The sequence below is a fragment of the Thalassobaculum sp. genome, from assembly GCF_040219215.1.
Lineage (GTDB): Bacteria > Pseudomonadota > Alphaproteobacteria > Thalassobaculales > Thalassobaculaceae > Thalassobaculum_A.
On sequence record NZ_JAVJSX010000022.1, the window covers coordinates 68,771 to 86,801 of the forward strand.

Genomic DNA, 18,031 nt, shown 5'->3' on the forward strand with positions numbered 1-18,031 from the left:
ACAGCATGGGCGACCTGACATTACGACCGGCTGCGTTCCTGGATCGCGACGGCATCCTCAACCAGGACATCGGCTATGCGTACCGTGCGAACCAGATCGTCTGGATTCCCGGCGCAGTCTCGGCGGTGCGGCGCCTGAACCACGCCGGGTACCGGGTTTTCGTGGTCACCAATCAGTCCGGTGTCGCACGAGGACTCTATGGCGAGGACGATGTCGAAAACCTTCACCGATGGATGACGGACCGGCTTGCCGAGCACGGTGCCCGAATCGACGACTGGCGCTACTGCCCGTTTCACCCGGATCACCAGCCCGAACGGTTCGCCGCCCACGCGCATTGGCGCAAGCCCGCACCCGGGATGCTGCTGGACCTGATGGAGCGCTGGCCGACACGCCGGATCGGCTCTTTTATGATAGGTGACCGCGACAGCGACGTTGCGGCCGCTGCCGCCGCCGGGATCGCTGGTCATCTGTACACCGGCGGCGATCTTGATGCCGTGGTTGCACTCCTGCTTGAACGGGTCGTGGCCGACGGGCCCGGCGAAGGGGAACCGTGATGACGATGCGAGCGAGCGGCGAGCACTTGGGAACGACGGGCATTCACCGATGAGCGCCGGCAATCGGATCGTTCCCGTCATCCTGTGCGGTGGCGCCGGCACCCGGCTCTGGCCCTTGTCGCGGGCCCAGTATCCGAAGCAATTCCTCAGCCTCGTCGGTGACGCGTCCATGCTGCAAGCCACGGCGCAGCGGGTCGCCGACCCAACGCGGTTTGCGCCACCCGTCGTGGTCGCGAACGTCGAGCATCGCTTCCTGGTTGCCGAGCAACTCCGGGCGATCGATATCCAGCCACGCGCGATCCTGCTGGAGGCCGAAGGGCGAAACTCCGCCCCAGCGGCAACGCTCGCAGCACATCGCGTCATGGCGGACGAGCCGGCGACGCTGATCTTGCTCCTGGCCGCCGATCACGCCATGTCACGGCCCGGCGCGTTCGTGGACGCGATCGACCTTGCCTCCCCGGCAGCTTTGGCTGGACGCATCGTCACTTTCGGCATCCGGCCCGACCGCCCCGAGACCGGTTACGGGTACATACGTGCCGGCGACGAACTGCCGGACTTGCCGGGCGTCCATAGCGTCGACCGGTTCGTCGAGAAGCCGGATGCGCCAACTGCCTCGCGCTATCTGGCCGATGGCCGCTACGTCTGGAACTCCGGCAACTTCCTCACCAGAGCCGATACGCTGGCCGGCGAAGTCGACCGTCTGGCTCCGGCAATCGGGGCCGCCGCGCGGGCAACGCTGGCCGGAACGGTCCGCGACCTCGACTACGAACGCCTGGATCCGGAAGCCTTTGCCCAGGCACCCGCGATCTCCCTCGACTACGCCGTGATGGAGAAGACTGACCGAGCCGCCGTCGTGCCCTGCGACCCCGAGTGGAGCGACGTCGGGTCATTCGCGACGCTTCGTGCCCTGGGCGGCCGGGACGCCGCCGGCAATGTTGCGTCGGGCGATACCGTCGCCATCGACACCCGCGACTGCCTGATCCGCAGCACCGGGCCGCTGGTGGCCACGCTCGGTGTCGCCGACCTCGTCATTGTGGCGACACCGGACGCCGTCCTGATCGCCGATGCGGCGCGCGCCCAGGACGTGAAGACCGTCGTCGACCGGCTGCGCGTTGACGGCAGAACCGAAGCCGACGGACACCCGGAAGTCCACCGTCCCTGGGGTTCCTACAGCACGCTGGACCGCGGCCCCGGCTTCCAGGTCAAGCAGATCAGGGTGCATCCCGGCGGTCGGTTGTCGCTGCAGAGCCATCGGCACCGCGCCGAGCATTGGGTGGTCATCGAGGGTACCGCCCGGGTGACGCGCGGGCCGAACCGGGAGACGCTCGAGACGGTCGACCTGGGCAAGAACCGGTCGATCGACATCCCGCTGGGCTGGGTGCACCGCCTGGAAAACCCGACGGACGCGCCGGTCGCCATCATCGAGGTGCAATCGGGTGGCTATCTCGGGGAGGATGACATCGAGCGGTACGACGACGCCTACGGCCGCGGCTGACGCTGCCGGGCTATGAACCGACGGCGTACAGCCGCCGCGTCGGGCGACGGCGGATCCGGTAGACCGCGGCGGGTGGAAAGTTCGAGAAGGTCCGGCCGATCCGCACTGCCTTCAGCCCCAACCGCTCCAGGATGATCCGCGGCACCGGGCACCGCGCCCCATAGGTAAACTGATAGAACATCCCGTCCTGGTCCAGATGGGCAAAGCAGCCGTCCAGAACCCCCATGATCTGGCGCGTCGGCATCGACAGGAACGGCAAGCCGCTGACCACCGCCTTCACCGGCTCGCCGTCGAACAGCTCCGCCCGGCCAAGATCGGACGCATCCATCGCCAGCACGCCGACCCCCGGAAACCGATGTTCCAGCATCGCTGCGAACTCGGCGCTGCGCTCGACCAGCAACAGGCGCTCCGGCGGAACGCCCCGTGCCAGCAATGCGCGCGTGAACACCCCGGTGCCAGGCCCGAGTTCGATCACTGGCGTGGTGTGCGGACCGATCTCCGACGTGATCAGCGCGGCCAGCGCGCTACTCGACGGCGTGATCGATGCCACGCGCATGGGGTCTGCAATCCAAGCGCGCAAGAATTGAACAGCGTCGCTCATGATCGTGGGTTGGATACCTCAGGAGTGATCATCGGGAAGCGCATAGGGATAGTTAGTATGACATAGCGATGACAGTACACGAAAAGAACCTGTCGCGCGGCTGGTCGCGGCGTTGGGCCGCATCCTCAAGGCGATCGCGGGCCGAATCCGCAGGTCCATCAGGACGGCCTTGCCGGCGGCTATCGCCGTCGTTGGGCCGTTTCGTCTTTCGGTTGGGCTTGAGTCCGCATAACCTGTTGTCAGTCCGGGGCGGATCCGCCTTTCAAACGGCAAACGTCATTCAAAAAGGTGCCTCGGGAGCCGGCGTCGCAAGACCCGCCGGACGCGCAGGCGACAAGAACAAGCAATCCTGTAGGGAGGGATGTGATGGCCGAGAACATCAAGTGTCTGATACTGGGGGCGTCCTATGGCTCGCTGCTGGGAACCAAGCTGGCGCTGGCGGGACACGACACGACGCTGATCTGTCTTCCGGCCGAGGCCGATCTGATCAATGCCGAGGGCGCCATTCTGCGAATGCCGGTGAAGAACCGCGAAGGGCTGGTCGAGATCAACTCCAAGACCCTGCCGGGCAGATTGACCGCCGCAGGGACTGCTGATGTCGATCCCAAGGATTTCGATCTGATCGCCCTGGCGATGCAGGAGCCCCAGTTCCGTTCGCCCGGCGTGCGGGAATTGCTGGACGCGGTGGCGAAGTCCCGCAAGCCCTGCATGTCGATCATGAACATGCCGCCGCTGCCGTACCTGAAGCGGATTCCCGGCCTGGACGCCAATGCCTGCCGCGACAGCTACACCGACGCCAGCGTCTGGGACAGCTTCGATCCCGCCTGCATGACCCTGTGCAGCCCCGATCCCCAGGCGTTCCGCCCGCCCGAGGAGAAGGTCAACGTGCTTCAGGTCCGGCTGCCGACCAACTTCAAGTCGGCGCGCTTCGACTCCGACGAGCACACCGCGATCCTGCGGCGGCTGCAGGCCGACGTCGAGGCGGTCCGGTTCGATCCGGGCGACGGCGCGCTGGATCTGCCGGTCAAGCTGAAGGTCCACGACTCGGTGTTCGTACCTCTGGCCAAGTGGAGCATGCTGCTGGCCGGCAACTACCGCTGCGTCCAGAAGGACGCCATGCGCCCGATCAAGGAGGCCGTGCATTCCGACCTTGAAGCGACCCGTTCGGTCTACGAGTGGGTGGTCGATCTGTGCCAGTCGCTCGGCGCCGACGCGGCCGACATGGTGCCGTTCGAGAAGTACGCCAACGCCGCGCTGTCGCTGGGCAGCCCATCGTCGGCGGCGCGGGCCCTGGCCGCCGGCGCGCCGAACATCGAACGGGTCGACCGGCTGGTGCAGACCATCGCGGCCCAAAAGGGGCGCCGCAACGAGGTGGTGGACCAAACCGTGGCGTTGGTCGACGGCTGGCTCGAGGCCAACCGCGCCAAGGCCTCCTGACGCGCACCGCCTTCCGGGCGCTTCCGACAGCTCGTTTGACGACGCATCCCCCCGCGGGCAGGCAAGGCTGCCCGCGGGCGCATCCGCACCGATCAGACGGTCGTCATTCGGACTACGGTCACCGGTCGGCTGCGCCGGTCGAACGAATGTGCGTGTGGTGTCGGCTGCTGGAATCCGGGGACGCCGCCCATACGGCCTCCGGGCGCAATCCCTGACATTCCGGGACGATCTTACCCTTTCGCCGCGTGGATTCTGCGGGTGGCAACACCCGGGAATAGCTCAATCAAGCCGCCAAACTGTCCGAACGATGGGGATCGCCTCTCAGAGGCCCGTCGCTAACACGCAGTGCGCTCGGCAACGAAGCGGTTTGCATCGGGCATATGCGCGGGTAGAGCGCGTTGCAGCACCCTGGCCGCCGCGATGACGTAGTCGTCATCCGACTTGGGATAACGCAGATCGGAGGCGAGATACGCCACAATGCCTGGCGTTATGATGACGCGAGAGTACAACGCTTCAAGCAAAGGCGTCTGCGCCAGGATCTCGGGGCACCATTCAAGATACGCACTCAGCGCTTCGGCGAGAACCACATCCGCGAAGGTCATTGTATCGGCCGCGATGTAACCGGAGCCCTGCTCCCGAATACGGGCCTCGAATCTTGGTCCGAACTTGGCAAAGCGTGCCGTCATGTCGGCCACACCCAACTCGACGCTTGGCTTAAACGCCGCCTGAAGCGCCGTTTCCGCGAAATCTGCCACGACGCCCGAGATCATGTCGCACCACATGGCATCCGTATCGTCGGAGCCATAGAGGCCGCCGCGGCGGGCGAGATAGCGGATCATCGCCGAGGACTGGCTGAGGTTCCGTCCGTCGACCTCCAAAAGTGGCATCTGGTCGAACGGCAGCGCCCCTGAAGCACGCAACTCCGCGAGGTCTTCGGGGGTATCAATCGGAATGTTGACGAAGGCCGTGCGGGTCACCGCCAGCATCCAGCGTGTCGTTTCCGCGCGGCCCCGGCCCCGGAAATATGTCAGCTTCGCAAGGCTCATGGTCGCGTTCCTCGTCTTCCGGCGCTGGTCGGCCCGCGACAGGTTCCAGCGCGACGGGCACCGGAACGGGCGTCTCGTCTCATCGGATGAAATTCTTCACGTAGTCGGCACCGAGGCCCACCTTCTCGAAATGCGCGCGGCACATGTCGATCTTGGTGAACACATCCTCGTACCCCAGATAATTGCCGTAGGGGTCGACGTAGTACATCACGCCGTTGACCTGGAAGTACGTGATCATCTCGTCCACGTCGTCGGGCACGACCAGCGTGTGGGTTTCTCCCGGCGGCTCATAGACGTATCCGCCTTCCTCGGCGACCCAATCGTGCTCGAGGTAGTGCCAGTGGCCCTTCAGCACGAAGCCGTGCACGGCGTTTGGATGCCGGTGGCGCGACAGCACGCCGGATTTGGTGACCTTCAACAGGTTCATCCAGTAGCCCTGCGAGACGTTCAGGCATAGCGGGCGGAAGAACACGTGCTCGGTCTGCTGGACCCACATGCGGTCGTCGTTGGCCGCAATCGCATCGGCCACGACGATCTCTGGCAACGCGTCGGGCGGCATCGGCAACTGATAGGGAACACGGGGGTTCTCATCGACCTCGACTACAGGCATCGGCTGATCCTCTTGGTTCCAGATGACGGCACGGCCGCCGGGTCACATCACGGCATAACCGCCGTCTACATTCAGAACGGTCCCAGTCACGAAGCCCGCCGCCGGTCCGGCCAGGAATAGGGCGGGACCGATCAGATCCTCGGGGACACCCCAGCGCGCCATCGGCGTGCGCCCCAGGATGGCCTCCGAACGAGCCATGTCGTCGCGCAGGCCCGTCGTCAACGGCGTGGCGATCCAGCCCGGCGCCAGGGCGTTCACACGGACCCCCTCGGGCGCATAGGCGATGGCCAACGACTTCGTCAGTTGGACGACGCCGCCCTTCGACGATGCGTATCCCGGCACCAGCCCGCCGCCGAAATAGCTCAGCATCGAGGCGATATTGATGATCGCACCGCGATTCCGGGCCAGAGCCGCCCGAGCCGCCACACAGACCCGCATGGTGCCGTTCAGATTGATATCGACGACCTGTGCGAACACCTCGGGGTCGAACTCATCGCCGCGTCGGATGATACCGGCGGCATTCACGACGACACGAAGATCGTCCAGCGGCTCGATCATGGCGGCAACCGCCGCCCCATCCCTGACATCGAGCGCCGAGTAGCTCAACCCGTCTTCGGCGTCCGGGATCGTGCCCATGCCCACGGCCAGAACTCGGTATCCAGCGCCGGCGAACCCCCGCGCGATCGCCTGGCCAATACCGCTCGTGGCGCCGGTCACCAGAACGTCGGGAGAGGAAGTTAAAACCATCGGATTGGCTTTCGGTTCTTGAGGCCGTCTCTGGTGATCGGTTCTTGTGAATGTCCACAATATGGATAATAATCCATATAATGAGAACGTGACATGCGACCGTTCAATCTGTCAACCAGCAATTGCCGGAGGTGCAATGTCCACCCAGGTCCAAGGCGCTCAGAGTTTCTCGCGCAGCATCGCGGTGCTGCAGTCGATCGCCGACGCCGGAACGCCGATGACCCGTGCCGAGTTGTTGAAGCAGTGCGATCTCACGCGTCCGACGCTCTATCGAATCATCGCCTCGCTCGAGGCCGAGGGAATGATCGAGGTCGCCGGCGGCAACCGGTACACGCTCGGCGGCCGGTTGGTGGCACTCGCCCGCACGGCGCTGGCGCAGAACGACGTGCGGCGGCTGGCCGAGCCGCACCTGGCCCGGCTCCGAGATGCAACGGGAGAAACCGTCCACCTGGCGATCCGCAGCGGCGACGAACTGGTCTACATCGACAAGATCGAAAGCCGCGAGGTCGTCCGCATGGCCTCGACCGTCGGCACACGCGTCCCCTTCCATTCCACGGGGGTCGGTAAGGCTTTCCTGGCAGCGATGCCGGAGATCGAGGCGAACGCGCTGATCGACCGGATCGACCTGCCTATGATCACACCGCATACGACGACCGACCGAGCGGCACTGAAAGCGATCGTCCGAAAGGCGCGCGAGGACGGCTTCGTGCGCGACGATCAGGAGAACGAGGTCGGTATTTTCTGCTTCGGAGCGCCGATCCAAGAGGGACGGGACCGGCCCGTCGCCAGCGTCAGCGTTTCGGTCCCGAAGTTCCGGATGGTTGAGGAGAGCCGATACAGCGAGCCGCTGCTTGAAGCGGTCTCGGCAATTTCTGGGCGCCTAGGCTACGATCGGGCGAGTTGATTCCGGATCGCCTGACCCGCAACCCTGACCCGGCCCCACCTATTTGGTCTGCTGCCGGTTCCGTGGACACCGAGATGAGGTGTTCAAAGGAACTGGAGGTGGGAGATGCGTCCGCGGGCAAGTTGACTGCCGCACCCGTCGATATCGTAAAAAATCACATTCTTGCGGATCGGCGAAGCTAAACTCACCATGGTCCCGGCCAAAACAGGTGTTGGCCGCTATCCGGTACAGACATCCTACGCAACAATGGCGACTCGGGCTGGCGTTGTTTTCCCAGGGGTCGAAGGAGTGACTTTCCATGGCGGTGGACCTGAGCCGCGGAGATCGAACCTCGGCTGCGAAGTCGTAGGCCGCGCCGCAGCCCCCCCTGGCTGCAGGTGGGAGACCGGTGGGACTCGCGATGGACGCCTCGGTAAAACGACTCGCCCCGCGATTGCCCGCACGCTCCGCCGCGGCGTGGTATCTGCGTGGGACCCGCGCCCGGCGAACCGATGCCCCAGACATGGAGAAGCCCCGAAAGCCGTCAGGCTTTCAGGGCTTCAAAATGGCGCGCCCGAGAAGATTCGAACTCCTAACCTCCTGATCCGTAGTCAGGTGCTCTATCCAGTTGAGCTACGGGCGCACGTCCCGAGGGGTAGCCCCCCCGAAGGCCGCGCAAGCTACTCAAACAGCCCTGGCTTGGCAAGGCCCGATAGCCATAAAATGCCGGGGCAAAATAACTTGTTCTGATTCCGGGGTTTAAGTACTATCGCCGCTACGATTCGGGCCGTTGCACGTGATCCGCGTAGGGCCGTGCAACACCAGTCGGAAGGCGTACGACGGTGGCGGGTGGTCGTAGCGCGATGGGGGAAATCCGAGGTGCCCACCTCGGAAAGGGACAACAAGGGAAGACGCGGTGACCGTATCGTTCCACTCCTTGCGTCGCCTCGCTACGATCAGCGTGGGCGTGCTGGTCCTCGGGGGCTGTTCCTCCGATTCACTTTGGCCGTCGCTGAGCGGCGAGCCGCCAGCGGCTCAGGGTGCCAGTGCAAGCATCCCGATCAGACCGTCTCAGGGCGAGCTTTCGGGACAGCCGCTCAACGCGCCGCCGCGCCTCGGACACACCAACTTCCAGATCGCGCCGCCGCAGCCCGGCCAGCCGACCGGCACGTTTGTCGGCCAGAAGGTCGACCAGTTGCGCCAGGACCTCATTCGGCTGCAGGACTCGGTCCGGGCGCAGAACGGCTCGCTTCAACAGCTGCGCGAGCAGACCATCCAGAACGCCCTCAACTATCACTCCACAGTCGCGCAGATTGAGTCCCGGCTGCAGGTCGGCACCACGCCCGGCAATCCGCAGCTTGTCGATGCCTGGAGCCAGGCGCAGCGCGAACTGGAGATGGTCAACGGCGACATCGGCCTGATGAACGGCCTGGCCAACCGGGTCTCCGCCGACGCCGCGCTGTCGACCTATCTGCTGGAGTCGGTCCGGGCGGCGTACGGTCTGTCCGGCGCGGTCGAGGAAGACCACCGGCAGCTTGCGGTGCTTGAGGACGACACCAACCAGACCGTGGTGATGGTCGACCGGTTGCTGACCGAACTCAGCGACGACATTCGGCGCCAGAGCGCTTATGTGGGCACCGAGCGGCAGGACCTGAACACCATGGCCGTAGCGATCAAGCACGGTGAGTTGTTCGGGACCAGCCTCGCGAACCGCACGATCCCGCAGACTGGGGGCGGCTTTGCCGCACCCGCAGCGGCGCCACGTGCCGCAACGCCGATCGCCGGCAGCCGGCCTCTGGTGGTGATTCGCTTCGACCGGCCGAACGTGCAGTACGAACAGCCGTTGTACAGCGCGGTCAGCCGGGCATTGGAACGGCGCCCGGACGCGTTCTTCGATGTGGTCGCGGTCAGCCCGCAGGCGAGCAGCACGGGCCGGGCCGCGTTGGACACGAACGCCGCGCGCCGTAACGCCCAGGGTGTGCTGCGGGCCCTGACCGACATGGGGCTGCCGACAAGTCGGGTGGCGCTGTCGGCAACGACCGCCGCCGATGCCGAGACCAACGAGGTCCGCATCTTCGTTCGATGAGGTGATCCGTCATCCGCGCCCGGGCGTAATCAGCTCGGAGGTGTGTGATGACGCGACGCTTGGTTGGGCTCCTCGTTCTCGTATGGTTCGCCGCGCTGCCGGTCGGCACCGCGCGCGCCGACGATGCGTCCGACGCCTTCCGCTCCGTCGTAGCGGCACAGGCCGAGGCGTTTCGCCGTGACGACTGGCCGGCCGCGTTCAGCTATGCCTCACCCGGCATCCAGGCACAGTTCGGGACCATCGAGCGTTTCCGGGACATGGTGCTCGGCGCGTACACGGCGGTGGCGAGGCCACGCGTCTTCGAGTTCGAAGCCGCCACCACCGTCAACGGCCGCCCGACCCAGCCGGTCTTCATCGTCGGCCCGGACGGAATCGCCCAGCGCGCGCTGTATTTCATGCAGCGTCAGCCGGACGGCAGTTGGAAGATCGACGGTTGCATGCTGCTGCCGCTTGCCGACCGGACCACTTAGTTCAATTGCGGGCGCTCCTTGGGCGCGCTATAGGCCACTCAGCGAACAGGGAGGTGAGCGATGGCCGAAGGCGGGGCGCCCGAGAAGGCATTTCCGGTATCCTGGGAAGAACTGCACCGTACCGGGAAGGCGCTGGCCTGGCGCCTAGTCGATGTCGGGCCGTTCGAAGGCATCATCGGCATCACCCGGGGCGGCCTGGTTCCAGCAGCGATCGTGGCACGGGAATTGGCCATCCGGGTGGTCGACACCGTCTGCGTCACCACCTACGGCACCGACAGCAGCGACGACAAGAAGCGTGGCGACCTGCGTATCGTGAAACCGCCCTCCGTCGGCGGTGACGGCGAGGGCTGGTTGATCGTGGACGACCTGGTCGACACCGGCGTTACGGCGCGGGCGGTCCGCGCACTGCTGCCGAAGGCCCATTTTGCCACCATCTACGCCAAGCCCGCCGGCAGGCCCCTGGTCGATACCTTCGTAACCGAGGTTAGCCAGGACACCTGGATCTACTTTCCGTGGGATCTTGAGCAACGCCCGGTCGAGCCGATCGCCACGCAGCGTCCCCGCCCCTGAACCCGGCTACTCCACCGGCACGTTGTCGATCAGCCGGACCGAGCCAAGGTTGGCGGCAGCCAGCACCCGCGCAGGCACACCGGCGCGGGTGACCGGATCCAGCGTGCGCGGATCGCGGACGTCCAGGTAGTCGATCGCCTGGAAGCCGGCCGACAGCAGCCGCTGCGTTCCCCAGGCGATCTCCGTCGCCGGATCGCTTGCCCCGTCGGCCAGCCGGGCCGCCATCCGGCACAGGGTCCGGTGCAGCACCGGCGCGGTCGCCCGCTCCTCCGGTGTCAGCCGGACATTGCGGGACGACATCGCCAGCCCATCGTCCTCGCGAACGGTTCGAACCGGGACGATCTCGACCCCAAGGTCGAGGTCTTCCCCCAAACGGGCGACCACGAGCAGTTGCTGATAGTCCTTCTCGCCGAAGTAGGCGCGATGAGGACGGGTCAGCGCGAACAGCTTGGCCACCACCGTGGCCACGCCATCGAAGAAGCCCGGGCGATGAGCGCCCTCCATGGGCAGGCCGAGGGCGCCGGCATTGACCGTGGTCTGGAACCCCGGCGGGTAGACAATGTCGGGCGACGGTACCCAGGCAAGATCGGCCCGCTCCTCGGTCAGGATCGCGAGGTCCTCGTTTTCGGTGCGCGGATAGATCTCCAAATCCTCGCCGGCACCGAACTGGCGCGGATTCACGAAGATCGAGACAACGACCCGGTCCATCTCGGCCCTGGCCGCCTTCACCAGCGCCCGGTGGCCCGCGTGCAAAGCGCCCATGGTCGGAACAAGGCCGACGCTCAAGCCATCCCTGTGCCACGCCTCCACCCGGCGGCGCACCGGCTCGGGAACCCGCGCAACCTCAATACCCAGGCCGGGGATGCCGCTGCCTACGCTTATCGGCGAGTCCGGATTCAGGTTTGGATCGATGCTCATCGGGCACTCCGATGACTGCCGCGGCCGACTGGGCCACCTGGACTACCGCCAAGGGCGACAAGCGCGACGCCAATGCCCCCGGACAGTTGGATTATCCGTTACTCGCGCGAAGCTATCACCGGCGCTCCGACCGGCCAAGCCGCAACCAGACGGTACCGGTCAGCGTCCCGCCTCCGGCAGCTCTATCCTGAAGACCGTGCCGTCCGGCCCGGTCCGCTCCAAGGTCAGTCTCCCGCCATGCGCCTGTATGACGTCGCGGGCGATGGTCAGCCCAAGGCCGGTGCCATCCTTTCGGGAGCTGAACTGGAACGGCTGGAACAGCTTGCCCAGCGCTTCCTGCGGAATTCCCGGCCCGTCGTCGGCGACGTCGATGATGACCTGCCGGTTGCGATGGACCGCGGTGATCGTCACGCGGCCCGCACCGGCGCCGGCGGCATTGCCGATCAGGTTGGCCAGCGCGCGGAACATCTGGTCGCGGTCTACCCGTACCGCCAGCGCACCGCCGTCGACCACATGGATTCGAAGAGCCCCCAGCTCGGACGCCGGCAGGCCGGCCTCGACGTCGCGCAGCAGTTCGGCCAGCGTCGCCTGCTCCAGCCGAAGCGGCGGGGTTTCCCGGGTGAAATTCAGGGTGGTCGAACACAGGGCAGCCGCCCGGTCGATCGCTTTGACCAGGGTCGGGGTGATGCGCTGAACCTCCGGGTCCTGGCTCATCGCCAGACGGTCGGAGATCAGCGTCGCCGTCGACAGCATGTTGCGCAGGTCGTGGCTGATCTTGTTCACCGCCGTCCCGAGCGCGGCCAGCCGGGTGCGCTGTCGCAGCGCGCCGCGCAATCCTTCCTTCATCGCCGCCATCTCACGCAGCGCCACGCCAATCTCGTCACGCCGGCCGAGATCGATGAGGTCGCTCGCCCGATCCTCAGGCGACCTCCGGAACGAGATCAGGCTGCGCGTCAGGCGCTCCAGCGGCCGGACCATCAGCCAGCGCAGGCTGACGAACATCAGGGCCGCCGTGATCACCGAAATGAAGATCGACAGATTGAGGATCCGCCACGAGTAGTCATACATCGCGCGGCGCAGCGGGTATTCGTCAAGGGTGACGACGACGACCGCCATCGGGTCTTTCGGTGCGGTTCCCCTGATCTGCAGTACCCGGTTGCGGGTCTGGAACAGCGCGTCGAAGGCGTTGACGATCAGCGTGACGACGCTGGCGGTATCCAGGTTGAAGCGAACCTGCGGCTCGGGGTGGAGCGGGCGCTTGAGCATCTCCATCGGCACACCGTCCCGCACCACCTCGATCGACCACGCGTTGACGTGGTCGAGCAGCTCGTAGGTGATCTCCTCGCTGACCATGCGGTCGGGCGCCACGTTGACCGCCATCGCCGCAAGATGGGCCGAATCCAGCTTCTCCGTCAGATAGACCTGACGAAACCGCGCCACCGACGGGGTGTAGATCAACACCTCGGCCAGCATGACGAAGAACACCGTCAGCAGCAGCAGGCGAAACGACAGGGACCGGAACGAGAAGCGCATGCCCGACCCGTCAGGCAAAACGCATCAGGAAGCGCACGATCGCCCTGGTCCGGTCGCTGAACAGTTTCGGCACGTACCAGCTACCGGACGCCCTGCGGATAACCTCGGCGCGGGTCGGGTACGGCACGGTCAGCCCGGCCAGCGCCCCGACCTTGAGGCGCTGAGCGATCGCCAGTCCCCATACCGAAATCAACTCGCCGGCGGCCTCTCCGACCACCGTGGCGCCCAGTATCCGCCCGTTCGGCGCAACCAGAGCCTTGGTGAAGCCGTCGAGCGTGCGTTCCGCCTGAGCCCGGTCGTTCTCCGCATACGCCCAGCGCAGCACCTCGAACCGGGTGCCTGACTCCCGCAACTCGGCCTCGGTCGGCCCGACTTGCGCCAGTTCCGGTGCCGAGTAGGTCACCCGTGGAACGCCGGAGTGGCCCGCCTTGGCGGGCAACCGGAACAGGGTGTTCTTGATCACGACGCCGGCATGGGCACCCGCGACATGGGTGAACTGCGGGCCACCGGCGGCGTCGCCAACCGCGAACACCCGCCGATTGCTGGTCCGCAGCCGGGCGTCGACCACGAGCCGTCCGCGCTTGTCGGTCTCGATACCGGCGCGCTCCAGGTCAAGGCCGTCGAACGTGACTTTTCGGCCCGCGGCCACCAGCAGATGGCTGCCCTCCACCGTCTCCACCCCGCCGGCGCCATCAAGCGTCAGCGCGATCGCATCGCCGCTGCCACGCGCCACCGCCTTCACAGACACACCCTCGCGGATCGTCACCCCGTCCCGTTCGAGCGACAGCCGGACCACATCCGCCGCCTCCGGGTCCTCGGCACCGAGCAAGCGCGCCGCCTCGACCAGCGTGACCTTGCAGCCGAGACGGGCATGCGCCTGCGCCAGTTCGGTGCCGATAGCCCCGCCGCCCAGCACCAGCAAATGCTCCGGACGACCATCCAGTTCGAACACCGACTCATTGGTGAGATAGGGCACGTCCGCCAGGCCCGGAATCGGCGGCACCGACGGCGTCGAGCCGGTTGCGATCACTACGAACTTGGCCTTCACCCGTACGCCCCCGCCCTCAACCTCGCGAGTTCCTACGAACCGGGCGTGCGCCTGGATCACCCGGACGCCGAAGCCCTCGTAGCGTTCGACGGAATCCATGGGGGCGATGGCGGCGATCACGCCACGGACATGCTCGCGGACCCGATGCCAGTCCGCTGGTGCCACCGTCATGTCCAGGCCGAAGCGATGAGCGGAGCGTGCGTGATGCGCGGCGTGACCCGCAGCCAGCAGTGCCTTCGAGGGCACGCAGCCGACGTTCAGGCAATCGCCCCCCATGACGCCGCGTTCGAACAGGGCGACCGTCGCACCCATCTGCGATGCGCCGGCCGCGACCGACAGCCCGCCCGCCCCGGCTCCGATCACGCAAAGATCGACGTCGATGGCTTCGGTCATGCGCTGTCCACCGGGTTGCCGGCCTGTGTCATGCTTCTTGATACAGAAACAGATGGCGCCGGACCAGAAAGGTTACTGATTCGACTGTTCTCCGCCCCGGCCGCGCAGGCGCTTGAAAACCACCGGCACCAGCGACAGAACGGTCAGTCCGGCAAGCGGTATCAGCACCGCCGGCTGCAAGAACACTTCCAGCCCGGGCATCTTGCCCTGGTCGATGAGCGTCTCCAGCCCGTTCCCGACCGAGACGAACACAAACGTCCCCGGAATGATGCCGAGCAGGGTTCCCAGCACGTAGGTTCGCGTTGGCACGCCCAGCAGCGCCGGGACGATGTTCACCAGCCAGAACGGGAACAGCGGGACCAGACGCAGCACCAGGAGATAGGACAGCGCGTTCTCCCTGAAGCCCGCTTCCAGGCGGGCGACGAACGGGCCGGCCCGGCGCCGAAGCGAGTCGCCGATAGCACTGCGAGCCGCCAGGAACACCGCGAACGCACCGGCGGTCGCCGACAGGACGGTCAGGATCGTGCCCTCGAACAGGCCGAACACCACCCCGCCCGCAACCGTCAGCACCACGCCGACCGGCAACGAGAATGCGATAGCCAGGAAATAGACGCCCGTATAGGCGCCGCGCGACAGCACCGGATTGGCGTCCACCCAGGCCTCCAACGCCTCGCAATTCCCGGCAAGCGCGGAGAGCGACACGAAACGGCCGAGGTCGAACACGAAGAACGCCGCGAAGCCGGTCAGCAGGGCCGCGGCCAACCCCCAGCGACGGACTGCCGACGGCTTGGCCGATTGCCTCGACGGGTCGGAGTCGCCCTGTTCAGCCCCCAGTTGGCCTGCCATCGATCGTAGGTCCTTCAATCTACGCGGTTTGCTAACCGTGCAACGTAAGGAGAGCCGGGCCCACGGCCAGTCAATATGCCGTGATTAGTCCGCGAGGTCGTCGGTTTTGGCCAGACACAACCCCGCTTGATGGCCCTATCAAGCAGGCCAAGCAGTGCCGATAGTGGAGACTTGAGCGCCTCACGAAGGTCGGCAAGGAGTCAGCCATGCCCGATGGACACGCCCCCGTCACCCGCGACAGCGTCTGTCCGCTGGACTGTCCCGATACCTGCAGCCTGTCGGTAACGGTGGAGGACGACCGCGTCGTCGCCGTTCGCGGCTCGGAAGGCAATCCGCTGACCGAGAGCGTGATCTGCAACAAGGTGGCCCGCTACTATCCGGACTTCGTGCACGGCGAGACACGGCTGCGCCATCCGCTACTGCGGGTCGGAGCGCGCGGCGAAGGTCGGTTCGAGCGGATCACGTGGGACGAGGCGCTTGACCGGGTTCATGCCGGCATCTCGGCGGCAGTCGCACGCTTCGGCGCGGAAAGCGTGGTGCCGTTCAACTACGCCGGACCGCACGGCATGCTGGCCGGCGGGTCGATGGACCTGCGGTTCTTCCACAAGCTCGGCGCCAGCAAGCTGGACCGGGGGCCAATGTGCGGCGGCGTCAAGAGCGAGGCCTACGTCAGCGTCTACGGCAACATGCCCGGCACCCCGCCGGAACAGGGCGCCGACGCCGAACTGATCGTGGTGTGGTCGAACAACGTCACGGTCTCCAACCTGCACTTCATCCGCACCATCAACCGGGCCAAGGCCAAGGGCGCCAAGCTGGTGGTGATCGACCCCAAGCGCGTGAAGGTAGCCGAGCGCGCCGATCTGCATATGGCGATCCGGCCGGGCACCGACGCGGTACTGGCCCTGGCACTCGCCGCCGAGTTGGAACGGATCGACGCGATCGACCACGGGTTTGTCGAGCGCTGGTCGGTCGGCGCCGACGATCTGCTGGCTGAAGCGCGGACCTGGACGGTGGATCGGGCGGCGGCTGAATGCGGGATCGACCCGCAGACCATCCGCACCCTGGCCCGCTGGTACGCCGATGCCAGCCCGGCGCTGATCGCCATCGGCAACGGGCTGGAGCGCAACCAGAACGGCGGCAACGGCGTGCGGGCGATCCTCGCCTTGCCGGTGCTGGCCGGGAAATGGGGTGTTGCCGGTGGCGGTGCGGTCGCCAAGGTCGGTGCCGCCGTCCCCAAAACCATCGCCAAGCTGCAACGCCCTGACCTTGCGCCGGAGGGTACGCGGACCCTGAACATCATGGACGTGCCGCCGATGATCCTGAATCCGGGCTCGGCCACGCCGATCGGCGCGCTGTTCGTCTACAACCACAACCCGATCGCAACCCACCCGGACCAGCGGCTGGTCCGGCGGGCAATGGCCCGGCCCGATCTGTTCGTGGTCGGCTGCGAAGTGCAGATGACCGACAGCATGGCCTATGCCGACGTGATCCTGCCGGCCTGCACCCACTTCGAGCACGACGACCTGTTCCCGGCCTATGGCCAGACCTACGTCCAGCGGGCAAAGGCGGTGATCCCGCCGGTCGGCGAGGCGCTGCCGAACACCGAGATCTTCCGCCGGCTCGCCAAGCGGTTCGGCTTCGACGATCCGTGCTTCACGGCCACCGACGCCCAGTTGATGGACGACGCCATCGACGGCCAGGACCCGCGGCTCGGCGGCATCGCGCCAAGCGAGTTGCCGCTCGGCGGTGCCCGCAACATGACCGCGCCGGACGGCATGTCGCCGATCGTGCCGTTCTCCACGGTGTTTCCGGCTACGCCCAGTGGCAAGGCCGAGTTGGCATCCGAACTGATGGCGACCAAGCGCGGCTTCCGTATCCCGGTCTACCGCAAGCTCGAGAGCCGGTGGCCGCTGGCCCTTATCACCCCGTCGTCGTCCGACCGCACCAACGCCACTTTCGGCGGACACGAAGCGTCGAGCGGCATGCCGCCACTGGAGATCCATCCGGATGACGCGGCCAACCGAGGCATCGCCGACGGTTCGGAGGTCCGGGTGTTCAACGATCTCGGGGAGACATGGCTGCGCGCCGTGGTCACCGACGCGGTCCGGCCGGGCGTGGTGTATTCGCCAAAGGGCACCTGGGCGCGCACCAGCGCCACCGGCGAGACCGTCAACGCCCTGATGGTCAGCGCCAAGGCCGACCTGTGCGAGGGCGCCTGCTACAATGACACCCGCGTCGAGGTATCGGTCGCCTGACGAAGCGGCTCAGTCGGGGCGGCGTTGCAGCCGTGAGGGCGTCAACGGCACGACGCAGTTGGTCTGCCTTGCACCCGGCCTTGTCGATGGCCAGCGGGCGATGCCGACCAGGATCAGCGTCACCCGGGCGTTGAACGATCCATATGGCAGAAACAACCCCACCGCGTCGTCGCACCGCATCCACTGCGGTCCCGGCACTGCCGGCGATCGGGTTCTCACGAACCCGGCGCCGAGCCAGGCCAGCGGATGCTCCAGAAGCTCGTGTTCCGGGATGACCCCGACCGGTTCGATCGGCAGCAGCGCCTTGGCGGTCGCGCCGGCAAACTCGATCCGGAATCCGTCGGTAAGATCGTCGCGGTAGGCAAGAACAAGGTTCGGGATGACCTCGGCCATGTCCGCCAGAAACAACTCGTCGGCGTCCGGAAGAACAGCCTCGGCCCGCTGATCGTCCCAGACCGCCAGCAGGCGAGCCAGCCAGCGAGCCGGTTCCGGCATGCACCCGCGCATTCGATCCGCGCGGAACTCGACGACCATGGCGG

The 18,031-nt window shown here is 66.3% G+C and carries 17 protein-coding genes and 1 tRNA gene; 8 read left to right on the top strand and 10 right to left on the bottom strand.

Annotated features, from left to right (window positions below; all coding sequences use genetic code 11):
• Window positions 1–5: 5 nt before the first annotated feature.
• A complete protein-coding gene (locus tag RIC54_RS15905; RefSeq protein WP_350089938.1) occupies window positions 6–554 on the top strand; it encodes a D-glycero-alpha-D-manno-heptose-1,7-bisphosphate 7-phosphatase in 549 nt (182 codons plus the stop codon).
• A gap of 49 nt (window positions 555–603) precedes the next feature.
• Window positions 604–2,049 (top strand): mannose-1-phosphate guanylyltransferase/mannose-6-phosphate isomerase, encoded by a 1,446-nt coding sequence (locus RIC54_RS15910; RefSeq protein ID WP_350089941.1) that lies wholly within the window; start codon window positions 604–606, stop codon window positions 2,047–2,049.
• 10 nt (window positions 2,050–2,059) lie between these two features.
• On the opposite strand, the gene RIC54_RS15915 is transcribed toward RIC54_RS15910, so the two are convergent.
• Window positions 2,060–2,605 (bottom strand): class I SAM-dependent methyltransferase, encoded by a 546-nt coding sequence (locus RIC54_RS15915; protein ID WP_350089944.1) that lies wholly within the window; start codon window positions 2,603–2,605, stop codon window positions 2,060–2,062.
• A gap of 411 nt (window positions 2,606–3,016) precedes the next feature.
• On the opposite strand from RIC54_RS15915, the gene RIC54_RS15920 reads away from it, so the two are divergent.
• Window positions 3,017–4,087, top strand: coding sequence for a Rossmann-fold NAD(P)-binding domain-containing protein (locus RIC54_RS15920; RefSeq protein ID WP_350089947.1), 1,071 nt, complete (start codon window positions 3,017–3,019; stop codon window positions 4,085–4,087).
• 335 nt (window positions 4,088–4,422) lie between these two features.
• On the opposite strand, the gene RIC54_RS15925 is transcribed toward RIC54_RS15920, so the two are convergent.
• The 3 genes from RIC54_RS15925 to RIC54_RS15935 all read right to left on the bottom strand — a co-directional run bounded on the left by RIC54_RS15925 (window position 4,423) and on the right by RIC54_RS15935 (window position 6,460).
• Window positions 4,423–5,133: a glutathione S-transferase family protein gene (locus RIC54_RS15925; protein WP_350089950.1), complete on the bottom strand. Its 711-nt coding sequence runs from the start codon at window positions 5,131–5,133 to the stop codon at window positions 4,423–4,425.
• 79 nt (window positions 5,134–5,212) lie between these two features.
• On the bottom strand, window positions 5,213–5,743 hold the full coding sequence (locus RIC54_RS15930; RefSeq protein ID WP_350089953.1) for a 2,4'-dihydroxyacetophenone dioxygenase family protein: 531 nt from the start codon (window positions 5,741–5,743) through the stop codon (window positions 5,213–5,215).
• Between the two features lie 42 nt (window positions 5,744–5,785).
• Window positions 5,786–6,460 carry an SDR family oxidoreductase gene (locus RIC54_RS15935; RefSeq protein WP_350089956.1) on the bottom strand — a complete coding sequence of 225 codons (675 nt, stop codon included), beginning with the start codon at window positions 6,458–6,460 and terminating at the stop codon, window positions 5,786–5,788.
• A 166-nt stretch (window positions 6,461–6,626) separates the two neighbouring features.
• Here RIC54_RS15935 and RIC54_RS15940 point away from each other — a divergent pair, with 166 nt between their 5' ends.
• On the top strand, window positions 6,627–7,394 hold the full coding sequence (locus RIC54_RS15940; RefSeq protein ID WP_350089959.1) for an IclR family transcriptional regulator: 768 nt from the start codon (window positions 6,627–6,629) through the stop codon (window positions 7,392–7,394).
• 545 nt (window positions 7,395–7,939) lie between these two features.
• On the opposite strand, the gene RIC54_RS15945 is transcribed toward RIC54_RS15940, so the two are convergent.
• Window positions 7,940–8,016 (bottom strand) — tRNA-Arg (locus RIC54_RS15945).
• A gap of 273 nt (window positions 8,017–8,289) precedes the next feature.
• On the opposite strand from RIC54_RS15945, the gene RIC54_RS15950 reads away from it, so the two are divergent.
• Genes RIC54_RS15950 through gpt form a run of 3 tightly spaced genes read left to right on the top strand, consistent with a single transcriptional unit; the run spans window position 8,290 to window position 10,499 of the window.
• Window positions 8,290–9,459 carry a hypothetical protein gene (locus RIC54_RS15950; protein WP_350089962.1) on the top strand — a complete coding sequence of 390 codons (1,170 nt, stop codon included), beginning with the start codon at window positions 8,290–8,292 and terminating at the stop codon, window positions 9,457–9,459.
• Between the two features lie 47 nt (window positions 9,460–9,506).
• Window positions 9,507–9,929, top strand: coding sequence for a DUF4864 domain-containing protein (locus tag RIC54_RS15955; protein WP_350089965.1), 423 nt, complete (start codon window positions 9,507–9,509; stop codon window positions 9,927–9,929).
• A gap of 60 nt (window positions 9,930–9,989) precedes the next feature.
• Window positions 9,990–10,499: a xanthine phosphoribosyltransferase gene (gpt, locus tag RIC54_RS15960; RefSeq protein ID WP_350089968.1), complete on the top strand. Its 510-nt coding sequence runs from the start codon at window positions 9,990–9,992 to the stop codon at window positions 10,497–10,499.
• A gap of 6 nt (window positions 10,500–10,505) precedes the next feature.
• Here the strand turns inward: gpt and panC are convergent, their stop codons facing one another.
• The 4 genes from panC to RIC54_RS15980 form a co-directional block, all read right to left on the bottom strand.
• Window positions 10,506–11,417, bottom strand: a complete 912-nt coding sequence (gene panC / locus RIC54_RS15965) for a pantoate--beta-alanine ligase (RefSeq protein WP_350151190.1) — start codon at window positions 11,415–11,417, stop codon at window positions 10,506–10,508.
• Between the two features lie 159 nt (window positions 11,418–11,576).
• A complete protein-coding gene (locus tag RIC54_RS15970) occupies window positions 11,577–12,950 on the bottom strand; it encodes a sensor histidine kinase (RefSeq protein WP_350089974.1) in 1,374 nt (457 codons plus the stop codon).
• 10 nt (window positions 12,951–12,960) lie between these two features.
• Window positions 12,961–14,391, bottom strand: coding sequence for a dihydrolipoyl dehydrogenase family protein (locus tag RIC54_RS15975; RefSeq protein ID WP_350089977.1), 1,431 nt, complete (start codon window positions 14,389–14,391; stop codon window positions 12,961–12,963).
• 72 nt (window positions 14,392–14,463) lie between these two features.
• On the bottom strand, window positions 14,464–15,237 hold the full coding sequence (locus RIC54_RS15980) for a TVP38/TMEM64 family protein (protein WP_350089980.1): 774 nt from the start codon (window positions 15,235–15,237) through the stop codon (window positions 14,464–14,466).
• Window positions 15,238–15,443: 206 nt separating this feature from the next.
• On the opposite strand from RIC54_RS15980, the gene RIC54_RS15985 reads away from it, so the two are divergent.
• Window positions 15,444–17,492 carry a molybdopterin-containing oxidoreductase family protein gene (locus RIC54_RS15985; protein WP_350089983.1) on the top strand — a complete coding sequence of 683 codons (2,049 nt, stop codon included), beginning with the start codon at window positions 15,444–15,446 and terminating at the stop codon, window positions 17,490–17,492.
• Between the two features lie 9 nt (window positions 17,493–17,501).
• Here the strand turns inward: RIC54_RS15985 and RIC54_RS15990 are convergent, their stop codons facing one another.
• On the bottom strand, window positions 17,502–18,026 hold the full coding sequence (locus tag RIC54_RS15990) for a hypothetical protein (protein WP_350089986.1): 525 nt from the start codon (window positions 18,024–18,026) through the stop codon (window positions 17,502–17,504).
• Window positions 18,027–18,031 lie beyond the last annotated feature (5 nt).